We start from the raw sequence: 19,616 nt of genomic DNA on the forward strand, positions 1-19,616 counted from the left end.
CCTCTCGCCGAACCGGCCGTGCCTATTACTAGGCAACGGGCTCTCCACGGTCTCTGCCGTCAGGTTGTTGCAGGGGTCCAGGGGGTGGGGATCCTGTTGCCGCGGTAGCGATACCGGGTGACCGGGATCGCGCTGATCTTCCGCAACTCGATCTCGCCCGCGCTGATCGGCCGCCACCGCCCGGTGGGGGTGGTGAGCCGTCTGCGGACGTCCGTCCAGTTCCAGTGATGCCGCTCTTGCAGCAGCCGGATGACTCGCCACCAGACGAGGTTGTCCAGGTTGCTGAAGGTGCGCTTCGCGACGGCATGCCTGAAGTAGTTGGCCCATCCGTGGGTGACCTGGTTGAGGTTCACCAGGACCACGGCCAGGTCCTGCTGCGACGTTCTGTGGGTGAGGGTACGGATCTTCGCCTTCACCGACCGGACGGGCCGGTCGGCGATGAAGGTGTAGACGTACCACTTGTCCGTTCCGCGTTTGCGGCGCCACTGGATGTGGAACCCCAGGAAGTCGAACCCTCGCTCAGGTGCACCAGTTGGGTCTTGGCTTCCGAGAGCCGCAACCCGATCGGGGCGAGGACCTGGGCGACTTCCTCGCGCAGTGCCTCGGCGTCCTGTCTGGTCCCTTTGACCATGACGACGAAGTCGTCCGCGTAGCGGACCAGCCGCCACGAGGGCAGGCCCTTGGCACCCCGTCGTTCACGCCGACTGCTGGTGGACAGTTCCCCGTCCGGTTCCCATGGCCGGTGCAGGTGCTCGTCGAGCGCCGACAGGGCGATGTTCGCCAGGAGCGGGGAGATCACGCTCCCAACGCAATGGGCAACTTCTGCTTCGAGGTGACGCTCGGCTACCGGCGCTTGGAACTCACTCCTCGAGCGGAGGGTAAGGGGCGTCACAATGGGTAGTAGGTTTGTGACATGGTGCGTGGTGATCGTGTCGATAGCGTCGAGTACGCCCGGCGGGTCAACGCCGCCGCGGATCTGGTCGGGGCGGGTGTGCCCGTGGCCGCAGCCGCCCGCACGTTGGCAAGTAGGTACGGGGTGTCGGTGCGTCAGGCACGCCGGTATCTGGAGCAGGCCATGGCCGCTGGACATCTCGAAGTCCCCGAGTCAAGCGTGGTGTTCACTGTCAAGCTGCCGGAATCGCTGGCAGGACAGATCCGCGCCCGTGCCCACGAGAGTGACCGGGCGATCTCCGCGGTGGTGGCCCAGGCCCTGGCCGAGTTCCTTGAGCGGGGTGCCCCGGAGGGGCGGCCAGGCAGGTGAGCGGCCGGCCGGTGGAGGTGGAGGCGGTCTTCGACCGTCATGCGGCGGCGGACTTGTCCGCGGCCTACGCGGCGTTGGTTCCGCAGCGGCGAGCCCGGATACGGGATCGCCTGGAGCAGGCAGGAGTGAGCGATGACCAGCGTGGCGATCTACGCCCGGGTGTCCTCGGCCCGGCAGAAGAAGGACCAGACGATCGGCTCGCAGACCGCGGCCCTGCGCGCGCACGCCGCCACCGCGCATCTTGAGCTGCCCGAGGAGTGGGTGTTCGAGGACGAGGGGCACTCCGGGGCGACCTTGGTGCGGCCCGCGCTGGAGCGGCTGCGCGACCTGGTCGCCCAGGTCGGCGTGGATGTGGTGCTGTGCTACGCGCCCGACCGCCTCGCCCGCAAGTTCGCTTACCAGGCCCTGCTGATCGAGGAGTTCGCCCGGGCCGGCACCCGGGTGGAGTTCGTGCGCGGCCCACGCGGCGACACTCCCGAGGACCAGCTGATGGTCCAGTTCCAGGGCATGTTCGCCGAGTACGAGAAGGCCCAGCTGATGGAACGCTACCGGCGCGGGAAGACCTACCGGGCGCGCTCGGGGGCAGTGAACGTGCTGGGCGGAGCCCCGTTCGGTTACCGCTACCTGCGCAAGACCCCCGAGTGCGGGGCCACCTACGAGATCGTCGAGTCCGAGGCGGCGCTGGTGGTCGAGCTGTTCCGCCGCTACACCGACGACGGGGCCTCCATCGCGGACCTGACCCGCTGGCTCACCGGCAGCGGCACTCCCACCCGCACCGGCAAGACCCGCTGGGACCGAAGCGTCATCTGGGGCATGCTCCGCAACCCCGCCTACGCAGGGCAGGCAGCCTTCGGCAAGACCCAGATCCTCCACGAGTCCCCGGGCCTCAACCGCCGGGCCCGCCTGGAGGGCCGCAGCACTCCGCGCGCCGTCAAGACCACCGACCGCCCCCGCGAGGAGTGGATCACCATCCCCGTTCCCGCGCTCGTCACCCCGGCCACCTTCGAACGCGCCGCCCAGCGGCTCGCCGACAACAAGCGCTTCGCTTCGCGCAACAGCAAGGTCCCCTCCCTGCTTCAGGGGTTGTCGGCCTGCGTGAGCTGCGGATACGGCTACTACCGCACCTCGACCACTACTTCCTCCGGCAAGAAGATCTACTACTACCGGTGCCTGGGCTCCGACGACTACCGCTACGCGGGCGGCCGGGTCTGCACCAACAAGCCCGTCCGCGCCGACTACCTCGACACCGTCGTCTGGGACCACATCATCGGCATGACCGCCGACCCGCACCTGATCCGTTCCGAGATCGACAAGCGGCTGGACCGCGCCCGCACCTCCGACCCCGCCACCCGTCAGCGCAGCCGTCTCGAACTGGCCCTGGCCAAGGCCACCGCAGCGATCACACGCATGATCGAAGCGTTCCAGGAACAGCTGGTCACCATCGACGAACTGCGGGCCCGGATGCCCGGCCTGCGGGCCCGGGAGAGCAACCTGCGCGGCCAACTCGACGCGCTGGACGCCCAGCTCGCCGACCGCGACGCCTACCTCAAGCTCGCTGACGACCTCGAAGGCTTCCTCGCCCAGCTCCGAGAGAACGCTGGGACAGCCGAGGTCCCCGAGCGCCAGCGCGTCCTGCGGCTCCTCGTCAAAGACGTCCTCGTCGGACCCGAGAAAATCACCATCCGGCACCGCATACCCGTGCGTGAGCGCACCGCCGACGACCAGCATCAAGATCAAGACGCTACGGAGGGTGACTCATGCCCGAGTTACCCATTGCGTTGGGGGCGTGATGATGCCCCCTTGTGGCGTACCGGTGAACGTCTTCTGATGTTCTCCGAGCTCCGTGAGGAGGCCGGACTTCAGGAATGCCTTCACCAGTGCCAGTACTCGTTTGTCCTTGATCCTCATCCGAACGCGGTCCATCAGCGCGACGTGGTCGATCTCGTCGAAGCACGCCGCGATGTCCGCGTCCAGCACCCATCGGTAGCCGTGGGTGCCATAGAAGTGGATCTCGGCAATCGCGTCCTGGGCTCGCCGTTTGGGCCGGAAGCCATAGGAGACCGGCTTGAAGTCGGCCTCGAAAATCGGTTCCAGCACCAGCTTCAGCGCGGCCTGGACGACCCGGTCGGCGATCACGGGAATCCCCAGCAGCCGAACCTTCCCCGAACCACCCGGTTTGGGAATCTTGCGCTCCCGCACTGGTAGCGGCCGGAACGAGCCCTGCCTGAGCTGGGCCCGTAGGTCGTCCAGGAACCCGGGGACCCCGAATCGCTCCTCGGCGTCGGCGGCCGTCAGGCCGTCCACGCCGGGAGTACGGGCTCCCCGGTTGCCGGCGACCCGGTCAAACGCCACGATCAGCGTCGCCGGGTCGTGCACGAGGTTGAACAGATCATCGAACCGGCGGCCGGGATCGGCCGCCGTCCAACGGTGAAGCTTGGCCTGCATCTCCGATACCCGCTGGCGTGGACCCACCGGGTCCGTCTCCAGCCGAGCGCCGCTGTTCAGCGGTGCGTCTTTCGGCATTGCAGTCTCCTTCCCCTCTCGATACCGCTGCCGCCCTTCCCCATGTGCTCGGGCTTTCCCCGGCTCGGAGTACTACGGCGGCTCCGCCCCACCCGGACCGTTCGGCTGTCGATGCGCCTATCCCCAACCGGCACTGGCCGTGCACGAATGGGGAGTTGAGAACGAGTGGTTCCCGTGTTCACTGTGATTCGCTCGTTGGAGTAGGAGCCCGACTGTGTCCCTGCGGCATCGCCACGAGTACGCCGTAGACCTTCCTCGTGGCCTCCCGACCGGCTTCGAAATACCGGACAAGGAGTTCCCCACCTCCAATAGACGGCGAGTGCGCACCGCTTCCGGCCCAGATCCACCAGGTTCGAGCCGGTATAGTCGTTAAGAGACGTAAAGACGCCGGTTCCTCGCGTACTCCTCTCCATCCCGCTCGCCGGACCCGCACCATCCGGCAGTACTGGCACGTCCCGGCTTTGTCAGGGCCGCTCCCGCCCTCCCCGGCATCACCCGGATCAGGCTGCCCTCAGCTCCACCTCCCTGCTACGACAGGTCGGCGGTGAAAGTCTCTCACCTCCACACGAATCACAGCGCCTCACGGCGCAACTCGAAGACGAACCATGCCCCGGACGCCGCCGCGAGGCTCTTACCCGCGGCCACACCTCCTTCTTCCACAGCTCCACCACGTGCTCGTCGCGCTCGAGTGCTCTGCGGGCAGGAGCCTGCCAGGACCAGCCCTGCCGTTTCAACAGCCGCCACAACGTCGGCACCGACAGACTCACCCGCAGCCGGCGGCGGATCACCGTCTGGACCCGGGCCAGGGTCCAGCGTTCGTCGTCGAAGCCGTGCGCCGATGGGCCCTTGCCGAGTTCCTCCTCCAGCACGGTGAACTGGGCATCGGTGACGGTCGGGGAGTTCGCCGGGCCCGCGGAACGCAAGGCCTCCATGCCCCCTTCACGCCAGGCACGACGCCAGCGTTCCACCGACCGCACACTCACCCGCAGGTCCTTCGCGATCGCCGCGGTCTTCTCGCCCGCCGCGAACCTCTCGCCGGCCTGAAGCCGGATCCCCTCACGAAACGCCCGACGCTCAGCGGTCAGGCCCCCACCCTCCGGATAACGCATACCAACGGCATACTGCAGGGATCATGACCCGTCACCACCGACGACAACCCGCAAAGCTCAGTAACTAGGGCGGCGGACGTCAGCGCACGAACGCCCTACTGCAGGGCCACGCCGGACGGACGGATCCGCGCCCGCCGGTATAGCCGGCTTCCTATGCCCTGGTCGGTCATCGGTCAGCCCTGCTCCGTATCGTCGCGGCGGACGTCGAGGATGTCGCCGATGTCGAAGAATTCCCACTGATTCGGCGGCATCATCGCAGTCGCGTGGATCTGGTCCCGTGTGAAGTCGACGACGAGGGCCACGTGGATCCCGGGCTTCACGATCCAGCAGACGAGGAAGAGGTCGTCGTGGAGCTTGCGCGCGCGGTAGGGCAACGTTCGCGTGTGACCGGCAGGATCGCTGAGCAAGTGGAAAGTCAGCTTGTCGGCGGCGAATTCCATTCGGTAGTGGCTGCCCGTCGAGTAGCGGTACTCCATGACTATGCCCGCGAGCTCTGTGGTCGACGGGCCGCCGATCCTGTCGGGCTGAGGGGAAGGAAGCGGAACAGTGTCGGTCATCGGTTACCTCCGGTGAGAGGACGCGCGGTATAGGTCGGCCGCACGAACCTTGTATTGTCCCGCTGCCAGAGGCGGAACGGGTCGTCATAGGCCCGGTTCCACGGTCCCCTAGTGTTCCAGCACATCGCGCCAGGGAAACAGGTCCGGGTCGGCCACGATGGGCCGCGGATCGGCTGCCGCCGCGTCCACCCCGGCGGACGACGAGGCTTGATGTACTTCGATAACAACGTTCCAGCCAGGCCCACTGGCCGTTCGTCAGATCACCATGCGCCAGCGCAATCGCCCACGAACAAGATCCACTTTCGCAGCAGACCCTGGACCAGGTGACCTGGGCGGCCCCGGGGTCAGGGGGGCGGCGGGGTCATGGGGTCCAGCCGCCGTCAGGGACCGTCATCGTGAACGCCCCGGAGCTGAAGCTGAGTCCGAACGCGACGACGATGCCCTGCCCTGCTGCACGGCGTGTCGGCTCCGCCAGCATGAGGGGGACGGAGCAGCCGAGGGTGTTGGCGTAGTCACGCAGGACCCGGTAGGAGGACGCGACGGTTTCGCTGTCGTTGCGGACGCCGAATTCCTCACACAGCGAATCCAGGATGCGGACGCTTCCGGTGTGCATGAGGAGGACCGATGCCTGGCTGGGGTCCTTCAGCTCGCAGCCGTCGCCTTCCAGGGCCATGCGGACGGTTTCCTTCGCGTAGTACGAACCGCGCGGCGTGACCTCGGGGCTGAGCGTGTAGAGCCGACGTCCGTGGACGACCGGGATGTCCGATCCGCCGTCGGGTACGGTGCCGAGTTCGGTGTCTTCGGGCAGGACGTTTGTCAGGCTCGAAACCGGGCCGAAGGAAGGCCCCGCGCCTTCGGTGCCGAACACCATGGCCACGGCGGCGTCGGCGAAGAGGAAGGCGTGGAGCACGTTGACGGTGCTTTGGCGCTCCTCGGCGGCGACCTCCGAGAAGTGTGCGTACGTGCCGGGGAGGACCGGGGTCAGTGGAGTGACCGCCTCGGTGAAGCAGACGAGGACGCGCTTGTCAGGGTGGCACGTCAGATACCACCGGACGGTCTCGACGACCTTCGCCATCGCCGAGCAGCCCATGTACTCGATGCTCAGGTTGGCCACGCTCCGCGGCAGCTCCGGCATACGGGCGATGACGTCGCAGACCAGGCTGGGCAGCAAGCGTCCGGGGCTGCTGGACACGCCCAGGACCAGGCCGATCGAGTCCGTCCCGACGTCGGCCTTGGCCAGGCAGGTGCGGGCGGCGCGTACGGCGAGATCGGCTGTGGCGATGTCGAGCTTGGGTTCCGCCTCGTGGAAGACGACGTCAGGGTAGTTGGCGAGTATGGAGTGGCGCTTGTGGACCCCGAGGTTGGAAAGCATCGCCATCAGCTTGTCGGATATTCGGCCTCCGGCGGCGGTGATCAGTTCCTCGGTGGAGAACTGGGGGCGCGGGAGTTCGGCGGCGATCGCGACGAGCTTCGGATCGGTTTCGGTCACCCAGGGCATGGAATCAGCTCCTTGACGGCGGCGATGTCCTGGTCCATGCGCCGGTCCGCGTCGACGAACGGCGCATGGCGTCGGATCAGGGTATGCACGGCCCGGGTCCGGGGGCTCATCAGTTCCGTGCCGCAGGAGATGATTCTCTCCGAGGAACCTGGGGGCCAGGAATAAGTGAGGAAGGTTGGAGTGAGACGCGCTTTCGCCCATCTCTTTGGTCTGACCGTACTACGCATGCAGATGGGCCGTGAGATCCGCCAGGCTTTCGGGCGCCCTCTCGGAACTCGGGCGCTCAAGATAAAAAAGCTCAGACATGATGGGTACCTCCGGATACTTGGTGTACGCGGCGGGCGGAGTGCTCCAGTCCTCGGGAAAAGAGCTTACAGACGTAAACAGAAAAAGGTGTGTCCGATCCGCCCCGCCGAGCAGTCCGTTTCGTGACCGATTGGCCTTCGGTATGCGTTAACCTCGATCTTTCATGATTGGCCGTCAGCTTTGGGTGGCGGTCAATCTCAGGGCTGATTCAAAGTCGTGGTCTTGACGAGAAGCGGCTGGTCACGGACGTATGACGATGCGGGAGGCGGCCGCTACGCAGGCAAAGAGGCTCCGGTTGAAGGGTGACCTTCCCAAGTCGCCCTGTACAACCGGAGCCTCGATGTGTCGTCAGTCTGCCATCGTCTGTCTGACCAAGACGCTGTCCCGTCAACACCGCGCCATCCCCGCACCGGCTGAGCGGCTCTGTCATCTGGCCGACCCCCGTGATCGACGCGGACGGCGCCACACCCTGGTCTCCGTCCTGCCAACCGCGGCCAGCGCGGTCCTGGCCGGCGCCCGCTCCTACCTGGCCGTGGGCCAGTGGGCCCGCCACGCTCCCCAGGACACCCTCGAACGCCTCGGCATCCGTCCGGGCGGGCCGTTCGCAGTGCGTCGCGCCCCCTCCGCCTCCACTCTCCGCCGCGTGCTGACCCTGGTATGCCCCGGCGCCCTGGCCGACCTGCTCGGATGCGACCCTGCGGGGGCCGCATCAGTTGCGGTGGACGGCAAGACCGTGCGCGGCTCGCGCATGGATACCGCTCCGGCCGCCCACCTGCCCTCGGCCGTCGTGTCCGGTGGACGCACCGTCAGCCAGCTGCGGGTACCGGACAAGACCACCGAGGTCACCGGCTTTACACGCCTGCTGGCACCGTTCGGCCTGACCGGCGTGGTCGTCACCGCCGACGCCCTGCACACGCACCGCGAACACGCGAAGTGGCTGGTGGAGGCGAAGAAGGCGCACTGCCTGCTGATCGTCAAGGGAAACCAGCCGGGTCTGGCCGCCGCGCTGCGTGCGCTGCCGTGGAAGGAAGTGACCTCCCGCCGCTACGACCGCGAGGCCGGACACGGCCGGCGCGAAACACGCTCGGTCCGCACGCTTACGGTCACCGATCTGGGCCTGGACTTCCCACACGCGGTCCAGGCGGCGAAGATCCTGCGGCACCGCACCGACACATCAAGACCGGCACGGTCACCCGGCAGACTGTCTACGCGATCACCGACATGACGGCCCGTGAGGCGTCGCCACAGGCCATCGGCCGGCTGGCCAGGTCGCAATGGGAAATCGAGGCCCTGCACCATGTCAGGGACGTGACGTTCACCGAGGACGCTTCGAAGATCCGGGCCGGGCACGGACCGGAGAACATGGCCACGCTGCGGAACTTCGCCATCACCACCCTGCGGGACGCGGGCCACCGCAGCATCGCCGCCGGCCTGCGGGAAACCTCCTACGCCCCCTTCACACGCCCACTGGACCTCCTCGACCCGGCCTGACCAGCAACCCAACATGATCATCTGGACTTTGAATCAGCCCTGGGTGGAGACCGCCCAGGACGTGTCGGAAATCGAGCCGAGCAGGACGTGGTGGAGGTCCGGCAGGTGTCTACGACCGGGGAACTCCTGGCGCGCAAGCAGCCAGGGAGCGCGTGGGCCCGGCGAGATCAAGGCCACCCTGGTCAACGCCGACCTCGACAGTGCCCGCCAGAACATCACGATCACCTACGCCGATATGACCGTCGAGTAGCCATTGAGTTCTGTCCGGTGTATCCCGCCCGAAGCCGGCACAGGATCGCCTCGACGGTGCCGACTTGTCGATCGAGCATGTGACTACTCTGTGCCCCGGCCGTCCTCGCACCAGGCCTCGGCGGGGATGCCGCGGGCAAAGCCTACTCGCCCGCGGCATCCGCTCCTACCTGCCAAGCGCAACATCGCACAGGCCAGGGTCTGTACGGTGTGCCGGCGTTACGCCAGGCCGGTGGCAACAACACGCGAGTCGGCACCCGACCTTGCCTCGCGTGATCTCCGGAGGTCGCGGGTGACGCTCACCCTTTTGAGCCAGCGGTCGCGGCCATCGTAGCGAGCCTCGAAAGGGCCTCGACCATGGACAGCACGGTAGTTGTCCACGAGCAACACCTCACCCGGCGCGAGAGTGACGTTCAACTGGACTGCGTCCAGGCCCGTGAGGAGCGTCTCCAGGGCCTTCGCTGCTTCGGCATCGTCTTGGCCGACCTCGACGTACAGAGCGTCGAGGGCCAGGTAGGGCGACTGCAGGTCACCGAAGAGCAGACCCGTCTTCGACGCATCCGGCATCTGCTCGCCGCGTTCCGCTGCGCGCCGCACATGTTCCTCGTCAGGGAGCAGCGCAAACCGCGGCTGTGCGAGCACCTGCCGGTGCTCGGCGCTGAGCTGGACGGCGTCCAGCGAAGCGTAACTCGTCGGTACACGCTGGTCGTTCCGCAAGCACATCAGCCCGAGGTAGTCACAGCGCAGCGGTGAGAACGCGTCCTCGGTGTGCAGTTCAAGGATGCTGCTGCTACTGCCGGCGCTCTTCCCGCCCTCTTCACCCGGCACGGGGAGTATGTCCTGCACCAGGTTCCCGTCCTGGACCGTGCTCCAGGCAAAGACGTCTCCGATCACAGACGCCAGAACCACAAGGTACAGCTCGTGCGACAGAGACCCGCCCGGGCGGGGCGGACTGGACCAGCTCATGGGCGTCGGGCCGATCCCCGCGTCATCGACCGGCCAGCCGCTGATCACGCAGCCGCCCGCCGGTTCTTCGTAACGGAAGGTCTGCAGGAACTCCACGAGCCGAGCGGGCAGTATGCGGGTCGCCATGGATGCTGCCCGCAGTCGACCAACGTCGACCGAACTGCAGTCGGGGAGAAGCGAGGCGATGATGCGCTGGATTTCGGCCGACTCCGTGCCGGTCAATTCGAAGCGGCACGGATCGACGGCCGGAGGAAGAGCCGATCTGGTGGTCACGGTGTCACCACTCTTCTGCGGTGTGCCGCTCGGCGATGTGGTCGCCGATGGCCACCGCGTCGATACGAGTTCCGGCGAAGGTGGCCAGTGCGTCCTCGGGCGAGCAGACGATCGGTTCGCTGTCGTTGAAGGATGTGTTGAGCACCATCGGGACTCCCGTGATCCCCTCGAAACAGGAGATCATCCGGTGGTAAAGGGGATTTTGGGCCGCCGACACGGTCTGGATACGCGAGGTACCGTCGACGTGCAGGACGGCGGGTATCCGAGCTGCCCTCTCGGGACGTGCGGGGCACGCGTAGAGCATGTAGCGGTAGCTCTCCGAGTCCCGCCCCAGCTCGAACCAATCCCGAGCCCGCTCCTCAAGAACGCTGGGGGCGAAGGGCCGGAAGTCCTCCCTGTGCTTGACCTTCCGGTTCAGCAGTTCGCGCATGCCGGGGTCCCGTGGATCGGCGATGAGGGAGCGGTTTCCGAGGGCACGAGGCCCGATCTCCATGGCTCCCTGGAACCAGCCGACGATCTGCCCGTCTGCGACGCGCCGTGCCACCTCTGCGGCGATGTCCGTGGAACGGCGGGGAATCAGACCCGCCGCGGCAAAGGCCGCTGTGATCTCGGTTTCGGTGTACGCGGGGCCGCTGTAAACCGTTGCTCCCGTCTCACTGGGCCCGGCGCCCGGCAGGGACGGCTGGCAGCTCCAAAGCGCGGCCCCGGCGGCCGTTCCCCCGTCGTGCGGCGCGGGTGGTATGTGGACCCTGGAGAACGGTCCCTTCTCCTTGAGTACCCAGTTGGTGGAGCAGTTGAGGGCGACTCCGCCCGCGTAGCACAAGGTGGATGCCGGATGGAGGTCGTAGAGCCGCCCGGCAAGGTTGAGGATGGTCTGGTCGGTCCAGTGCTGGAGCGCCGCGGCGACATCAGCGTGACGTTGCCCCAGGGGATCCTGCGGTCCGCGTCTCTGCCCCAGCAGTTTCTCCAGGGCAGCGAAATCGTCGAGTCGAAAGCGGAACAGATCGGAGCGGACCCGGAGCGGGCCATCCCCGCCGGTGAGCTCTTCGAAGGCCCCGGAGTAGCGCGTCGCGTCCCCGTATGCCGCGAGTCCCATGACCTTGCAGGCGTCGTACTCGGAGAAGCCGAGATGGGAGCTCAGCTTTTCCCAGACGAACCCCACGGAGTCGGGATAATGCAGCTCTTCCAGAAGACGGATCTCTTTTCCGTACCCGCCTGCGAGCATGGCCGTGGCGAACTCGCCTATTCCGTCGACGACCAGCACGGCTGCCTTGTCGTCGCCGGCCGAGTAGTAGGTCGACGCACCATGTGCCATGTGGTGCGGGACCCAGCGGAACCGGTCGGTCACGTCCATTGCGAGCAGTTCCGACACAGCTGCAGGGATTCGTTCGAGTGAGCGCAGGAACTCCTTCTCACCTGCCTCGCTCCCCCAACCACCCGGATCACCCCACGGGTCATTCGAAAAGGCCTTGCGCCGGATGCCGGGATCGAACGAGCAGGCGATCACGTCGATGGCCGCGGCCTCCAGACCCGCGACACGGAGGCAGTGGGCAATGGCTGCGGCCGGCAGGTGGTGCGCGTTGTCGACTCGTGCGGGCTTGGCGTGCTTGACCCTGTTAAAGCGTTCTTCCTCGACCTCCGCCAGCACGACACCGTCCACGACGACGGCCGCGGACGACTCATGGAATACGCAGTTGATTCCGAGCACGTTCATGGATCACCTCTGAGGTCGTACAGAATGCGGAGAGAGCGTTGCGGGACGCACTCGGTCACGGCGTAGCCCGACGGCGTGCGGGAAGGAGGGCCACTTTCCCGTCACCCAAGTCAATTGCGTCCTCGCACAACATTATTACCGCCAGGCATCGCCCTGGTGCCAGCATGTTGACGGAAATTTCCCTGCCCAGTTGTGCCCGGTTCCCGGTCACAACTCGGGCTTCGCTCCTGAAGTCCGTGAGCCTTCAGACCCGGACGACTTGCGGTCCCAGCCGCACGTAGCGCTGTGCCTCCATCAAGGGCAGCGAGGTGCCGGTGATGATCGTATCGAAGTCATTCACCTCACCGAAGCGGCAGAAGCTCACGGAACCGAATTTCGTATGGATCCCCGAGAAGACCCTGCGCCGCGCCGACTTGATCGCCTGGGCCTTCACCTTCCCGACGGCCGTGTCCGGTGTCGTCAGTCCGTACTCGCGCGAGATGCCGTTCGCACCTACGTACGCGAGGTCTATGACGAACCCCGAGAGCATGCTAGTGGCCCAGTGGTCCACTGTCGCCATGGTGCCACCCCGGACTCGGCCGCCCAAGAGCAGGACCTGCGTCTCCTCCCGTGCGGCGAGCACCGACGCCACGGCGAGCGACGCGGTGATCACCACAAGGCGCCGGTCGCGCGGAAGTGCTTCCGCGATGAGTCGCGGGGTGAAGCCCTCGTCGATGAACAGCGTCTCCGCCTCACCCAGCAAGGCAGCGGCTGCGGAGGCGATGCGTGCCTTCTGAGCTAGGTGCCGGGTAGCCCGTGAGGCCAGCGATGACTCGAATGCGGCGGTCTCCACGGGGTAGGCACCCCCGTACGTCCGGCGGACCAGCCCGCTGTCTTCCAGTACTCGCAGGTCACGCCGCACTGTCTCCTGCGCGACTCCGAGCGTCGTCGCCAGCTGTGCAACCTGCACAGCCCCGTCGCGGCGCGCCAGAGCCAGGATCTCGGCCCTGCGTCTGTGCGTGTCCAGCCCGTCCTCCTGGTGTTTGGAGCCGCCGTCCACTGGGGCGGCCTAAACGATTCTCCACAGAATGTTGATGACCAGCCACGATGACTGCTATCGCCACCTATCCACCTTCAGGAGCCACTCCTTCCGCACGACACTCGGCGAGCCTCCCACCGATCGGGCAGTAAACAGTCAACCAAGCCGACTGTCTCGGGCGAGCGTTCGTTCACAGACGGACCTTCTCACCCTGCTGACCTGGTAAGTCGTCGCGTCCGTATCTTCGACAACGGGCGCACTGCGGACTGTATACGGCCTGGTCACGCACGGCACAGCCCTTGTACAAACGAACTTGAGCAACAACGGGCATCAGTGCGGAGACAACAAGGGACGGGGTGCCGTGGACACCGAAGTTCGCCGACGGGAGATCCTCCGGATGGCCCGGCAAGTCGGCTATGTGGACGTAACGGACCTCGCGAACGACCTCACGGTGTCGAAGGAGACGGTCCGACGGGACCTGAACGCTTTGGAGGGGCACGGGTTGGTCCGCCGCACCCATGGCGGGGCCCACCCGGTCGAGAGTGCCGGATTCGAGACCACTCTCGCCCTGCGCAGCATCCGACACGTCCCGGAGAAGGCGCGTGTGGCCACCGCCGCCGCCCAACTCCTCGGTGAGGCAGAGACCTTATTCATCGATGAGGGATACACCCCGCAGCTGATCGCTCAATCCATGCCGCGCGACCGGCAGCTCACGGTCGTCACCGCGTCCCTCGGCGTGGCCCACATCCTGGCTGACGCCGACCGGATCGAGGTGCTGCTCCTCGGTGGCCGCGTGCGCAGTGGCACTATGGCCTCCGTCGACCACTGGGCAACCCAGATGCTCGCCGGCTTCGCCATCGACCTCGCGTTCATCGGTGCCAACGGCATCTCCCGCGAGTACGGGCTCACCACACCTGATCCCGCTGTCAATGAGCTCAAGGCCCAGGCCATGCGCAGTGCGCAACGGCACATCTTCGCAGGAGTCCATACCAAATTCGGCTGCGCGAGCTTTTGCCGGTTCGCCCACGTCTCCGACATCGAGACCATCGTCACCGACAGCGGGCTCCCTAGTGCCGAAGCCCAGCGCTACTCCATGCTGGGCCCCCGGGTCATCCGGGTGTGACCCACCCGGCAGGGTCCCCGCCCTCCCCCGAACCCACATCCCCACCGCCACATCCGTACCTCACTGGAGACGCCATGCCTGCCGACATAAGACGACCTGCCCTCCCAACTCGCATCGGTACCGTCGCTGCGGCGCTCGCCCTTCTCGCAGGGTGCAGCGGTGCGGGCGGGAGCTCCGCGGAAGGCGAGACCCTGAACGTCCTGATGGTGAACAACCCTCAGATGATCGAGCTTCAGAAGCTCGCCGCGGAGCACTTCACGCCGAAGACCGGGATCAAGGTCAACTTCACGGTCCTTCCGGAGAACGACGTTCGCGACAAGATCAGCCAGGACTTCTCCAACCAGGCCGCTCAGTACGACGTCGCGACCATCAGCAACTACGAAGTGCCCATCTACGCCAAGAACCAGTGGTTGCACCCCCTCGACGACTACGTGGCGAAGGACGCGGACTTCGACCAGGAGGACATCCTCAAGCCTCTGCGCGAGTCACTGACCGCTCAGGACGGGAAGCTGTACGCCCAGCCGTTCTACGGTGAATCGTCCTTCCTCATGTACCGCAAGGACGTCTTCGCCGAGAAGGGCCTGACGATGCCCGAGCGGCCCACCTGGGCCGAGGTGGCCGATCTCGCGGCCAAGGCCGACGGAGCACAGCCCGGGATGAAGGGCATCTGCCTGCGGGGGCTGCCGGGATGGGGCGAGGTCACCGCGCCTCTCACCACCGTCGTCAATACGATGGGCGGAACGTGGTTCACCAAGGACTGGGAAGCACATCTCGATTCAGCTGAGTTCACGAAGGCAACCAAGTTCTACGTCGACCTGGTGCGCGAGCACGGGGAGGCCGGCGCCGCCCAGGCGGGCTACGCCGAATGTCTGAACAACCTGACGCAGGGCAAGTCCGCCATGTGGTACGACGCGACCGCCGCCGCGGGGTCGCTGGAAGCCAAGGACTCGCCGGTGAAGGGGAAGATCGGCTATGTCCGGGCGCCGGTCGAGCAGACGAAGAGCTCGGGCTGGCTCTACACCTGGGCCTGGGGCGTCCAGAAGGCGTCCAAGAACAGCGATCAGGCATGGAAGTTCATCTCCTGGGCCTCGGGCAAGGAGTACGAGCAGCTGGTTGGCGAGCAGACGGGCTGGGCCAACGTCCCCGCCGGCAAGCGTTCGTCTACGTATGACAACCCTGAGTACCTCAAGGAGGCGGCGGCCTTCGCCGACGTCACCCGCAGCGCGATCGCCGAGGCCGACCCCCGCAACCCCGGTACGCAGCCCCGCCCCACGGTAGGCGTCCAATTCGTCGGTATTCCCGAATTCACGGATCTGGGCACGAAGGTCTCCCAGGAGATCTCCAGCGCCATCGCTGGGAAGCAGTCCGTCGAGGAAGCCCTCAAGAAGTCCCAGGCCATGGCGGAGAAGGTGGCGAAGGAATACCGATGACCTCCACACTGGCCACCGGCACGACAGTGATGGAACCTGCCGCGCACCATCCCGTCGCGCCCCGGCCCGGCAAGCAGGGGGGCAGCGGCTGGGCCACCCGCGCCCCCCTGCTGCCCGCACTCGTCTTCCTCATCGCGGTCACCCAGCTGCCGTTCGTCGCCACCCTCGGCATCTCGGCCTTCGACTGGAACTCCCTCGACCCTGACGCCCGCCGTTTCGCCGGGGTCGAAAACTACGTGACGGTCGCCACGGACCCCGCTCTGCGGGGATCCGTCCTGACCACGGTCCTGCTGACGGCCTCCGTGGTCCTCGCCAGTCTGGTCCTTGGTCTGCTGTTCGCCCTCCTGCTGGACCGGACGTTCTTCGGCCGGGGGTTCGTCCGCACCCTGCTCATCACACCGTTCCTGCTCGTCCCCGTCTCCGCCGCGCTGCTCTGGAAGCACGCCCTGTACAACCCGGAGTACGGACTCCTCAACGGTATGTGGACCTGGGTCGCGGGGCTCTTCGGGGATGAGACCCCGGCCCAGCCGGACTGGATCTCCGACATGCCGATGCTCGCGGTCGCGGCCTCCCTCATCTGGCAGTGGACCCCGTTCATGATGCTGATCCTGCTCGCCGGCCTGCAGAGCCGACCGGTGGATATGATGGAGGCCGCACGGATGGACGGCGCCAATGTCTGGCAGACCTTCCGCTACCTCACCGTGCCGCACCTGCGGCGCTACCTCGAACTCGGCATCCTGCTCGGTTCCATCTACATCGTGCAGAACTTCGACGCCGTCTTCACTCTGACCTCTGGCGGACTCGGCACCGCCAACCTGCCTTACACCATCTACCAGACCTTCTACCAGGCGCACGAATACGGGCTGGCCTCCGCCGCCGGTGTTCTTGTCGTGATCGGCACCATGGTGATCGCCACCTTCGCCCTGCGCGTGGTCTCGTCCCTCTTCACTGAGGAGGTGAAGCGCTCATGACCACCGCGACCGGAAGTGCGCCGCCGCGCCGACCCCTTCCCCCCGCGGCCCGCCGCGCCAATCGCCGGGGCACCGCGCTCGGGCTGGTCGCCTGGCTGTCGGGCATCCTCTTCTGCCTGCCGGCCGGGTGGATGGTGCTCACCTCGCTCCACTCCGAGCCCGACGCCGCAACCAATCCCCCCTCCTTCACGGCTGCGATCACCTTCGACAGCTACCGGGAGTTCTTCGGCTCCGGTGGTGGAGCCAGCCCCTGGCCGTCGCTGATCAACTCGGCCACCGCCAGCGTCATCTCCACCGTTCTCGTGCTGCTGCTCGCACTGCCGGCGGCTTACGCGCTGTCCATCAAGCCGGTCCGCAAGTGGACCAATGTGATGTTCTTCTTCTTGTCGACGAAGATGCTGCCTGTAGTCGCCGGGCTCCTGCCCCTCTACCTGTTCGCCAAGAACGTCGGCATGCTGGACAATATCTGGCTGCTCGTCATCCTCTACACGTCGATGAACCTGCCGATCGCGGTCTGGATGATGCAGTCCTTCCTGGCCGACGTACCGGTCTCCATCATCGAGGCCGCTCAGGTGGACGGTGCCCGGCTCCCCACCATCCTGGCCCGGATCGTCGCTCCCATCGCCGGCCCCGGTATCGCGGCGACCGCCTTGATCTGCTTCATCTTCAGCTGGAACGAGCTGCTGTTCGCCCGGGTGCTCACCGGCGTGGCCGCACAGACGGCTCCCGTCTTCCTGACCGGTTTCGTCACCAGTCAGGGGCTGTTCCTCGCCCAGTTGTGCGCGGCCTCGGTGGTCGTCTCCCTGCCGGTACTCGTCGCCGGCTTCGCAGCCCAGGACAAACTCGTCCAGGGCCTTTCCCTTGGAGCAGTCAAATGAGGGCAGCACTCATCGAGGCGCCCGGCAAGGTCGGCGTCACCTCCGTCCCCGACCCCACCCCGGGGCCGCGAGACGTGGTGGTCAAGGTCGCCTCCACCGGGCTTTGCGGCACCGACCTGCACATTCTCCAGGGTGAGTTCGCTCCGCGGCTGCCTGTGATACCCGGCCATGAGTTCGCCGGCGAGATCGTCGCGGTCGGTACCGCAGTCACCGAACTGTCCGTGGGCGATCGGGTGGCCGTCGACCCATCCCTCTATTGTCACGAGTGCCGCTACTGCCGGGCCGGCCGTGGAAACCTGTGCGAGCGATGGGCAGCCATCGGCGTGACCGAACCGGGCGGCGCCGCCGAGTTCGCTGTGGCCCCGGTCGCCAACTGCTTCCGTCTGCCCGAGCACGTCGACGTGCGTGACGCCGCCCTGATCGAGCCGCTCTCCTGCGCGGTACGCGGCTACGACGTGCTGAACAGCAGCACACTCGGCGCGGAAGTACTGATCTACGGCTCCGGCACGATGGGCCTCATGATGCTGGAGCTGGCCAAGCGTACGGGCGCCGCCAGCGTGGATGTCGTGGACATCAACACCGAACGCCTGAGCACGGCGGAGTTGCTGGGCTGCAGCCGGTCGGCCACCAGCGCCGAGGCGCTGGACCGGCCGGAGGGATGGGACTTCGTGGTGGAGGCCACAGGCAACATCAATGCCATCCAGGACGGCCTCGGCCGCGTCGCCAAGGGCGGCACCTTCCTCCAGTTCGGGGTCTCCGAGTACGCGGCGGAGGCGGTCATCGAGCCGTACAAGATCTACAATCACGAGATCACCATCACCGGTTCCATGGCGGTGCTGCACAGCTACGAGCGGGCCGCCGCCCTGTTCGCCACCGGGCTCCTGGATCCATCTGTTTTCATCAGCGACCGCCTGCCCCTGGAGCAGTACCCACAGGCCATGGAGCGGTTCAAGGCAGGCCAGGGGCGGAAGATCGTGGTGGAGCCGTGAAGCCTGTCACCGCGCCCCTGCTGGTCATGGGCGAGGCCCTGACCGACCTCGTTCCGACCAACGACGGCTCGGGCTCCTACATCCCGCTGCCCGGCGGAGCACCGGCCAACGTGGCGGCCGGGTTGGCCCGCCTGGGCATACCTGTGGCCTTCGTCGGCACGCTGGGTGACGACCGCTTCGGCGGGCAATGTGAGGAGCGGCTCCGCAAGGCCGGAGTCACCCTCGACCTGTGTGGACATAGCGATCTACCCACAGCCGTCGCCGTGGCCAGCCTGACCGATGCGGGCACACACTACTCATTTTACGTACAAGACACCGCAACGTTCCGGTTTCCGGCCCGGACAGAGGGGCTCGATCAGTTCGCCGCCGTGTACGTGGGTGGGCTGGCGGCCGTGCTTCCCCAGGCTGCCGACGAGGTCTTCGCCACTGCCCAGGCGGCGGCCCAGCAGTCGGTACTGGCCGTGGATCCCAACGTGCGAGCAGTACGCGGTCTGGACGAGGCGCAGAGCCGTTTCCGCCTACGGGAGCTGTGTTCGCTCGCCCAGGTCATCAAGGTCAGCGACGAGGACGCAGCGTGGTTGTGGCCCGGCGAAGAACCGGACAGGGTCTGCCGCAGAATGGCTGATGAGGGACGTCTAGTGGTCCTGACGCGTGGGGCTCGGGGAAGCAGTGCCTTCCTTCCCTTCGAAGACCGGGTGTCCGTTGAATCCGTTCCTGTCTCGCTGGTCAACACCATTGGCGCCGGAGATGCGTTCATGGCGGCGGTCCTTGCCCAGCTCGCCAGGCACGGCGGGTTGGTAGACCGCGATCCCGCGAGCATCACGCACATGCAAGCGGCGCAACTGCTCAGGTACGGCTCCTTGATGGCCGCGTGGGTATGCGGGAGGGCAGATGCCGATCTCCCTTCCTCCCTTTCTGACTGATTGCCCCGCCCGAGGCCAGTGCCCGTCCTAACCCCTGCCCCTGGGCCCGCCTGAACCCCACCGCCCCGCTGACGCCAAACCTCCCCCGGGGCGCGGCGGGGCGGTGGTCAGTCCCACCTGGGCCGCTGCGCCATGTACCACTCAGGCCGTTGTGCCGTAGGGCCGCCTGTGCCGCGCCGGCTTCCCCGGCATTCCTGATCGGAATGGGTACTCGCCACTCGTCCAGGGAGCACTCCCGAGGACTCCTGCCTCAATCTTTGGTTGAAGCCCACCACGTTCTCGACGGTCGGCCACACTGTTCGCTCCGCGGACTACGACCGAATACGAACGCGCGAGT

General features: G+C 66.6%; 17 protein-coding genes and 3 pseudogenes. 11 read left to right on the forward strand and 9 right to left on the reverse strand.

Going from position 1 to position 19,616, the window contains the following annotated elements:
• Nucleotides 1-59 precede the first annotated feature (59 nt).
• Together OG332_RS07175 and OG332_RS07180 are read right to left on the reverse strand one after the other, a co-directional pair.
• Nucleotides 60-416: a group II intron maturase-specific domain-containing protein gene (locus OG332_RS07175; protein ID WP_327412656.1), complete on the reverse strand. Its 357-nt coding sequence runs from the start codon at nucleotides 414-416 to the stop codon at nucleotides 60-62.
• A complete protein-coding gene (locus tag OG332_RS07180; protein ID WP_327412657.1) occupies nucleotides 413-799 on the reverse strand; it encodes a reverse transcriptase domain-containing protein in 387 nt (128 codons plus the stop codon). The genes OG332_RS07175 and OG332_RS07180 overlap by 4 nt, the downstream gene beginning before the upstream one ends.
• Before the next feature lie 114 nt (nucleotides 800-913).
• Between OG332_RS07180 and OG332_RS07185 the strand changes: the two genes are divergently transcribed.
• A complete protein-coding gene (locus tag OG332_RS07185; RefSeq protein WP_327411920.1) occupies nucleotides 914-1,261 on the forward strand; it encodes a hypothetical protein in 348 nt (115 codons plus the stop codon).
• Between the two features lie 132 nt (nucleotides 1,262-1,393).
• Nucleotides 1,394-2,515: pseudogene (locus tag OG332_RS07190) on the forward strand (recombinase family protein); the annotation flags it as partial.
• A gap of 528 nt (nucleotides 2,516-3,043) precedes the next feature.
• Here the strand turns inward: OG332_RS07190 and OG332_RS07195 are convergent.
• The 4 genes and pseudogenes from OG332_RS07195 to OG332_RS07210 form a co-directional block, all read right to left on the reverse strand.
• Nucleotides 3,044-3,784, reverse strand: a pseudogene (locus OG332_RS07195) (reverse transcriptase domain-containing protein); the annotation flags it as partial.
• Nucleotides 3,785-4,382: 598 nt separating this feature from the next.
• Nucleotides 4,383-4,893 (reverse strand): annotated as a pseudogene (locus OG332_RS07200) (winged helix-turn-helix domain-containing protein); the annotation flags it as partial.
• 173 nt (nucleotides 4,894-5,066) lie between these two features.
• Entirely contained in the window at nucleotides 5,067-5,450 is a 384-nt protein-coding gene (locus tag OG332_RS07205) for a MoaF-related domain-containing protein (RefSeq protein ID WP_327412659.1), read from the reverse strand.
• Between the two features lie 361 nt (nucleotides 5,451-5,811).
• Entirely contained in the window at nucleotides 5,812-6,948 is a 1,137-nt protein-coding gene (locus OG332_RS07210; RefSeq protein ID WP_327412660.1) for a 3-oxoacyl-ACP synthase, read from the reverse strand.
• 646 nt (nucleotides 6,949-7,594) lie between these two features.
• Here OG332_RS07210 and OG332_RS07215 point away from each other — a divergent pair.
• The 3 genes from OG332_RS07215 to OG332_RS07225 are packed head-to-tail and all read left to right on the forward strand — an operon-like array spanning nucleotide 7,595 to nucleotide 8,995.
• On the forward strand, nucleotides 7,595-8,479 hold the full coding sequence (locus OG332_RS07215) for an ISAs1 family transposase (protein ID WP_327412661.1): 885 nt from the start codon (nucleotides 7,595-7,597) through the stop codon (nucleotides 8,477-8,479).
• Entirely contained in the window at nucleotides 8,476-8,745 is a 270-nt protein-coding gene (locus OG332_RS07220) for a hypothetical protein (RefSeq protein ID WP_327412651.1), read from the forward strand. The genes OG332_RS07215 and OG332_RS07220 overlap by 4 nt, the downstream gene beginning before the upstream one ends.
• A 13-nt stretch (nucleotides 8,746-8,758) precedes the next feature.
• Nucleotides 8,759-8,995 carry a hypothetical protein gene (locus OG332_RS07225; protein ID WP_327412662.1) on the forward strand — a complete coding sequence of 79 codons (237 nt, stop codon included), beginning with the start codon at nucleotides 8,759-8,761 and terminating at the stop codon, nucleotides 8,993-8,995.
• A 218-nt stretch (nucleotides 8,996-9,213) separates the two neighbouring features.
• On the opposite strand, the gene gntD is transcribed toward OG332_RS07225, so the two are convergent.
• The 3 genes from gntD to OG332_RS07240 all read right to left on the reverse strand — a co-directional run bounded on the left by gntD (nucleotide 9,214) and on the right by OG332_RS07240 (nucleotide 12,953).
• Nucleotides 9,214-10,233, reverse strand: coding sequence for a guanitoxin biosynthesis L-enduracididine beta-hydroxylase GntD (gene gntD, locus OG332_RS07230; RefSeq protein WP_327412663.1), 1,020 nt, complete (start codon nucleotides 10,231-10,233; stop codon nucleotides 9,214-9,216).
• A 4-nt stretch (nucleotides 10,234-10,237) separates the two neighbouring features.
• Entirely contained in the window at nucleotides 10,238-11,947 is a 1,710-nt protein-coding gene (locus tag OG332_RS07235; protein WP_327412664.1) for a carbamoyltransferase family protein, read from the reverse strand.
• Nucleotides 11,948-12,191: 244 nt separating this feature from the next.
• Nucleotides 12,192-12,953, reverse strand: a complete 762-nt coding sequence (locus OG332_RS07240; protein ID WP_327419132.1) for a DeoR/GlpR family DNA-binding transcription regulator — start codon at nucleotides 12,951-12,953, stop codon at nucleotides 12,192-12,194.
• A gap of 373 nt (nucleotides 12,954-13,326) precedes the next feature.
• On the opposite strand from OG332_RS07240, the gene OG332_RS07245 reads away from it, so the two are divergent.
• From OG332_RS07245 to OG332_RS07270, 6 genes are all read left to right on the forward strand, one after another.
• The gene (locus OG332_RS07245) at nucleotides 13,327-14,088 is read left to right on the forward strand and encodes a DeoR/GlpR family DNA-binding transcription regulator (RefSeq protein WP_327412665.1); all 762 of its coding nucleotides are present in this window, start codon (nucleotides 13,327-13,329) and stop codon (nucleotides 14,086-14,088) included.
• A gap of 74 nt (nucleotides 14,089-14,162) precedes the next feature.
• The gene (locus tag OG332_RS07250; protein ID WP_327412666.1) at nucleotides 14,163-15,518 is read left to right on the forward strand and encodes an ABC transporter substrate-binding protein; all 1,356 of its coding nucleotides are present in this window, start codon (nucleotides 14,163-14,165) and stop codon (nucleotides 15,516-15,518) included.
• The gene (locus OG332_RS07255) at nucleotides 15,515-16,489 is read left to right on the forward strand and encodes a carbohydrate ABC transporter permease (RefSeq protein WP_442816116.1); all 975 of its coding nucleotides are present in this window, start codon (nucleotides 15,515-15,517) and stop codon (nucleotides 16,487-16,489) included. Before OG332_RS07250 ends, OG332_RS07255 begins: the two co-directional genes overlap by 4 nt.
• A complete protein-coding gene (locus tag OG332_RS07260; protein WP_327412667.1) occupies nucleotides 16,486-17,367 on the forward strand; it encodes a carbohydrate ABC transporter permease in 882 nt (293 codons plus the stop codon). Before OG332_RS07255 ends, OG332_RS07260 begins: the two co-directional genes overlap by 4 nt.
• Nucleotides 17,364-18,356, forward strand: coding sequence for a zinc-dependent alcohol dehydrogenase family protein (locus OG332_RS07265; protein WP_327412668.1), 993 nt, complete (start codon nucleotides 17,364-17,366; stop codon nucleotides 18,354-18,356). Before OG332_RS07260 ends, OG332_RS07265 begins: the two co-directional genes overlap by 4 nt.
• Nucleotides 18,353-19,279 carry a carbohydrate kinase family protein gene (locus OG332_RS07270; RefSeq protein ID WP_327412669.1) on the forward strand — a complete coding sequence of 309 codons (927 nt, stop codon included), beginning with the start codon at nucleotides 18,353-18,355 and terminating at the stop codon, nucleotides 19,277-19,279. The genes OG332_RS07265 and OG332_RS07270 overlap by 4 nt, the downstream gene beginning before the upstream one ends.
• The last annotated feature ends 337 nt before the right edge of the window (nucleotides 19,280-19,616 follow it).

It is taken from the genome of Streptomyces sp. NBC_01233 (assembly GCF_035989305.1).
GTDB lineage: Bacteria > Actinomycetota > Actinomycetes > Streptomycetales > Streptomycetaceae > Streptomyces.

Bases quoted from the DNA above. Each gene is read 5' to 3' on its own strand.
- OG332_RS07220 (WP_327412651.1), top strand. From the start codon at position 8,476: ATGACGGCCCGTGAGGCGTCGCCACAGGCCATCGGCCGGCTGGCCAGG.
- OG332_RS07210 (WP_327412660.1), bottom strand. From the start codon at position 6,948: ATGCCCTGGGTGACCGAAACCGATCCGAAGCTCGTCGCGATCGCCGCC.
- OG332_RS07185 (WP_327411920.1), top strand. From the start codon at position 914: ATGGTGCGTGGTGATCGTGTCGATAGCGTCGAGTACGCCCGGCGGGTC.
- OG332_RS07260 (WP_327412667.1), top strand. From the start codon at position 16,486: ATGACCACCGCGACCGGAAGTGCGCCGCCGCGCCGACCCCTTCCCCCC.
- OG332_RS07215 (WP_327412661.1), top strand. From the start codon at position 7,595: ATGTGTCGTCAGTCTGCCATCGTCTGTCTGACCAAGACGCTGTCCCGT.
- OG332_RS07250 (WP_327412666.1), top strand. From the start codon at position 14,163: ATGCCTGCCGACATAAGACGACCTGCCCTCCCAACTCGCATCGGTACC.
- OG332_RS07225 (WP_327412662.1), top strand. From the start codon at position 8,759: ATGATCATCTGGACTTTGAATCAGCCCTGGGTGGAGACCGCCCAGGAC.
- OG332_RS07235 (WP_327412664.1), bottom strand. From the start codon at position 11,947: ATGAACGTGCTCGGAATCAACTGCGTATTCCATGAGTCGTCCGCGGCC.
- OG332_RS07265 (WP_327412668.1), top strand. From the start codon at position 17,364: ATGAGGGCAGCACTCATCGAGGCGCCCGGCAAGGTCGGCGTCACCTCC.
- OG332_RS07205 (WP_327412659.1), bottom strand. From the start codon at position 5,450: ATGACCGACACTGTTCCGCTTCCTTCCCCTCAGCCCGACAGGATCGGC.
- OG332_RS07255 (WP_442816116.1), top strand. From the start codon at position 15,515: ATGACCTCCACACTGGCCACCGGCACGACAGTGATGGAACCTGCCGCG.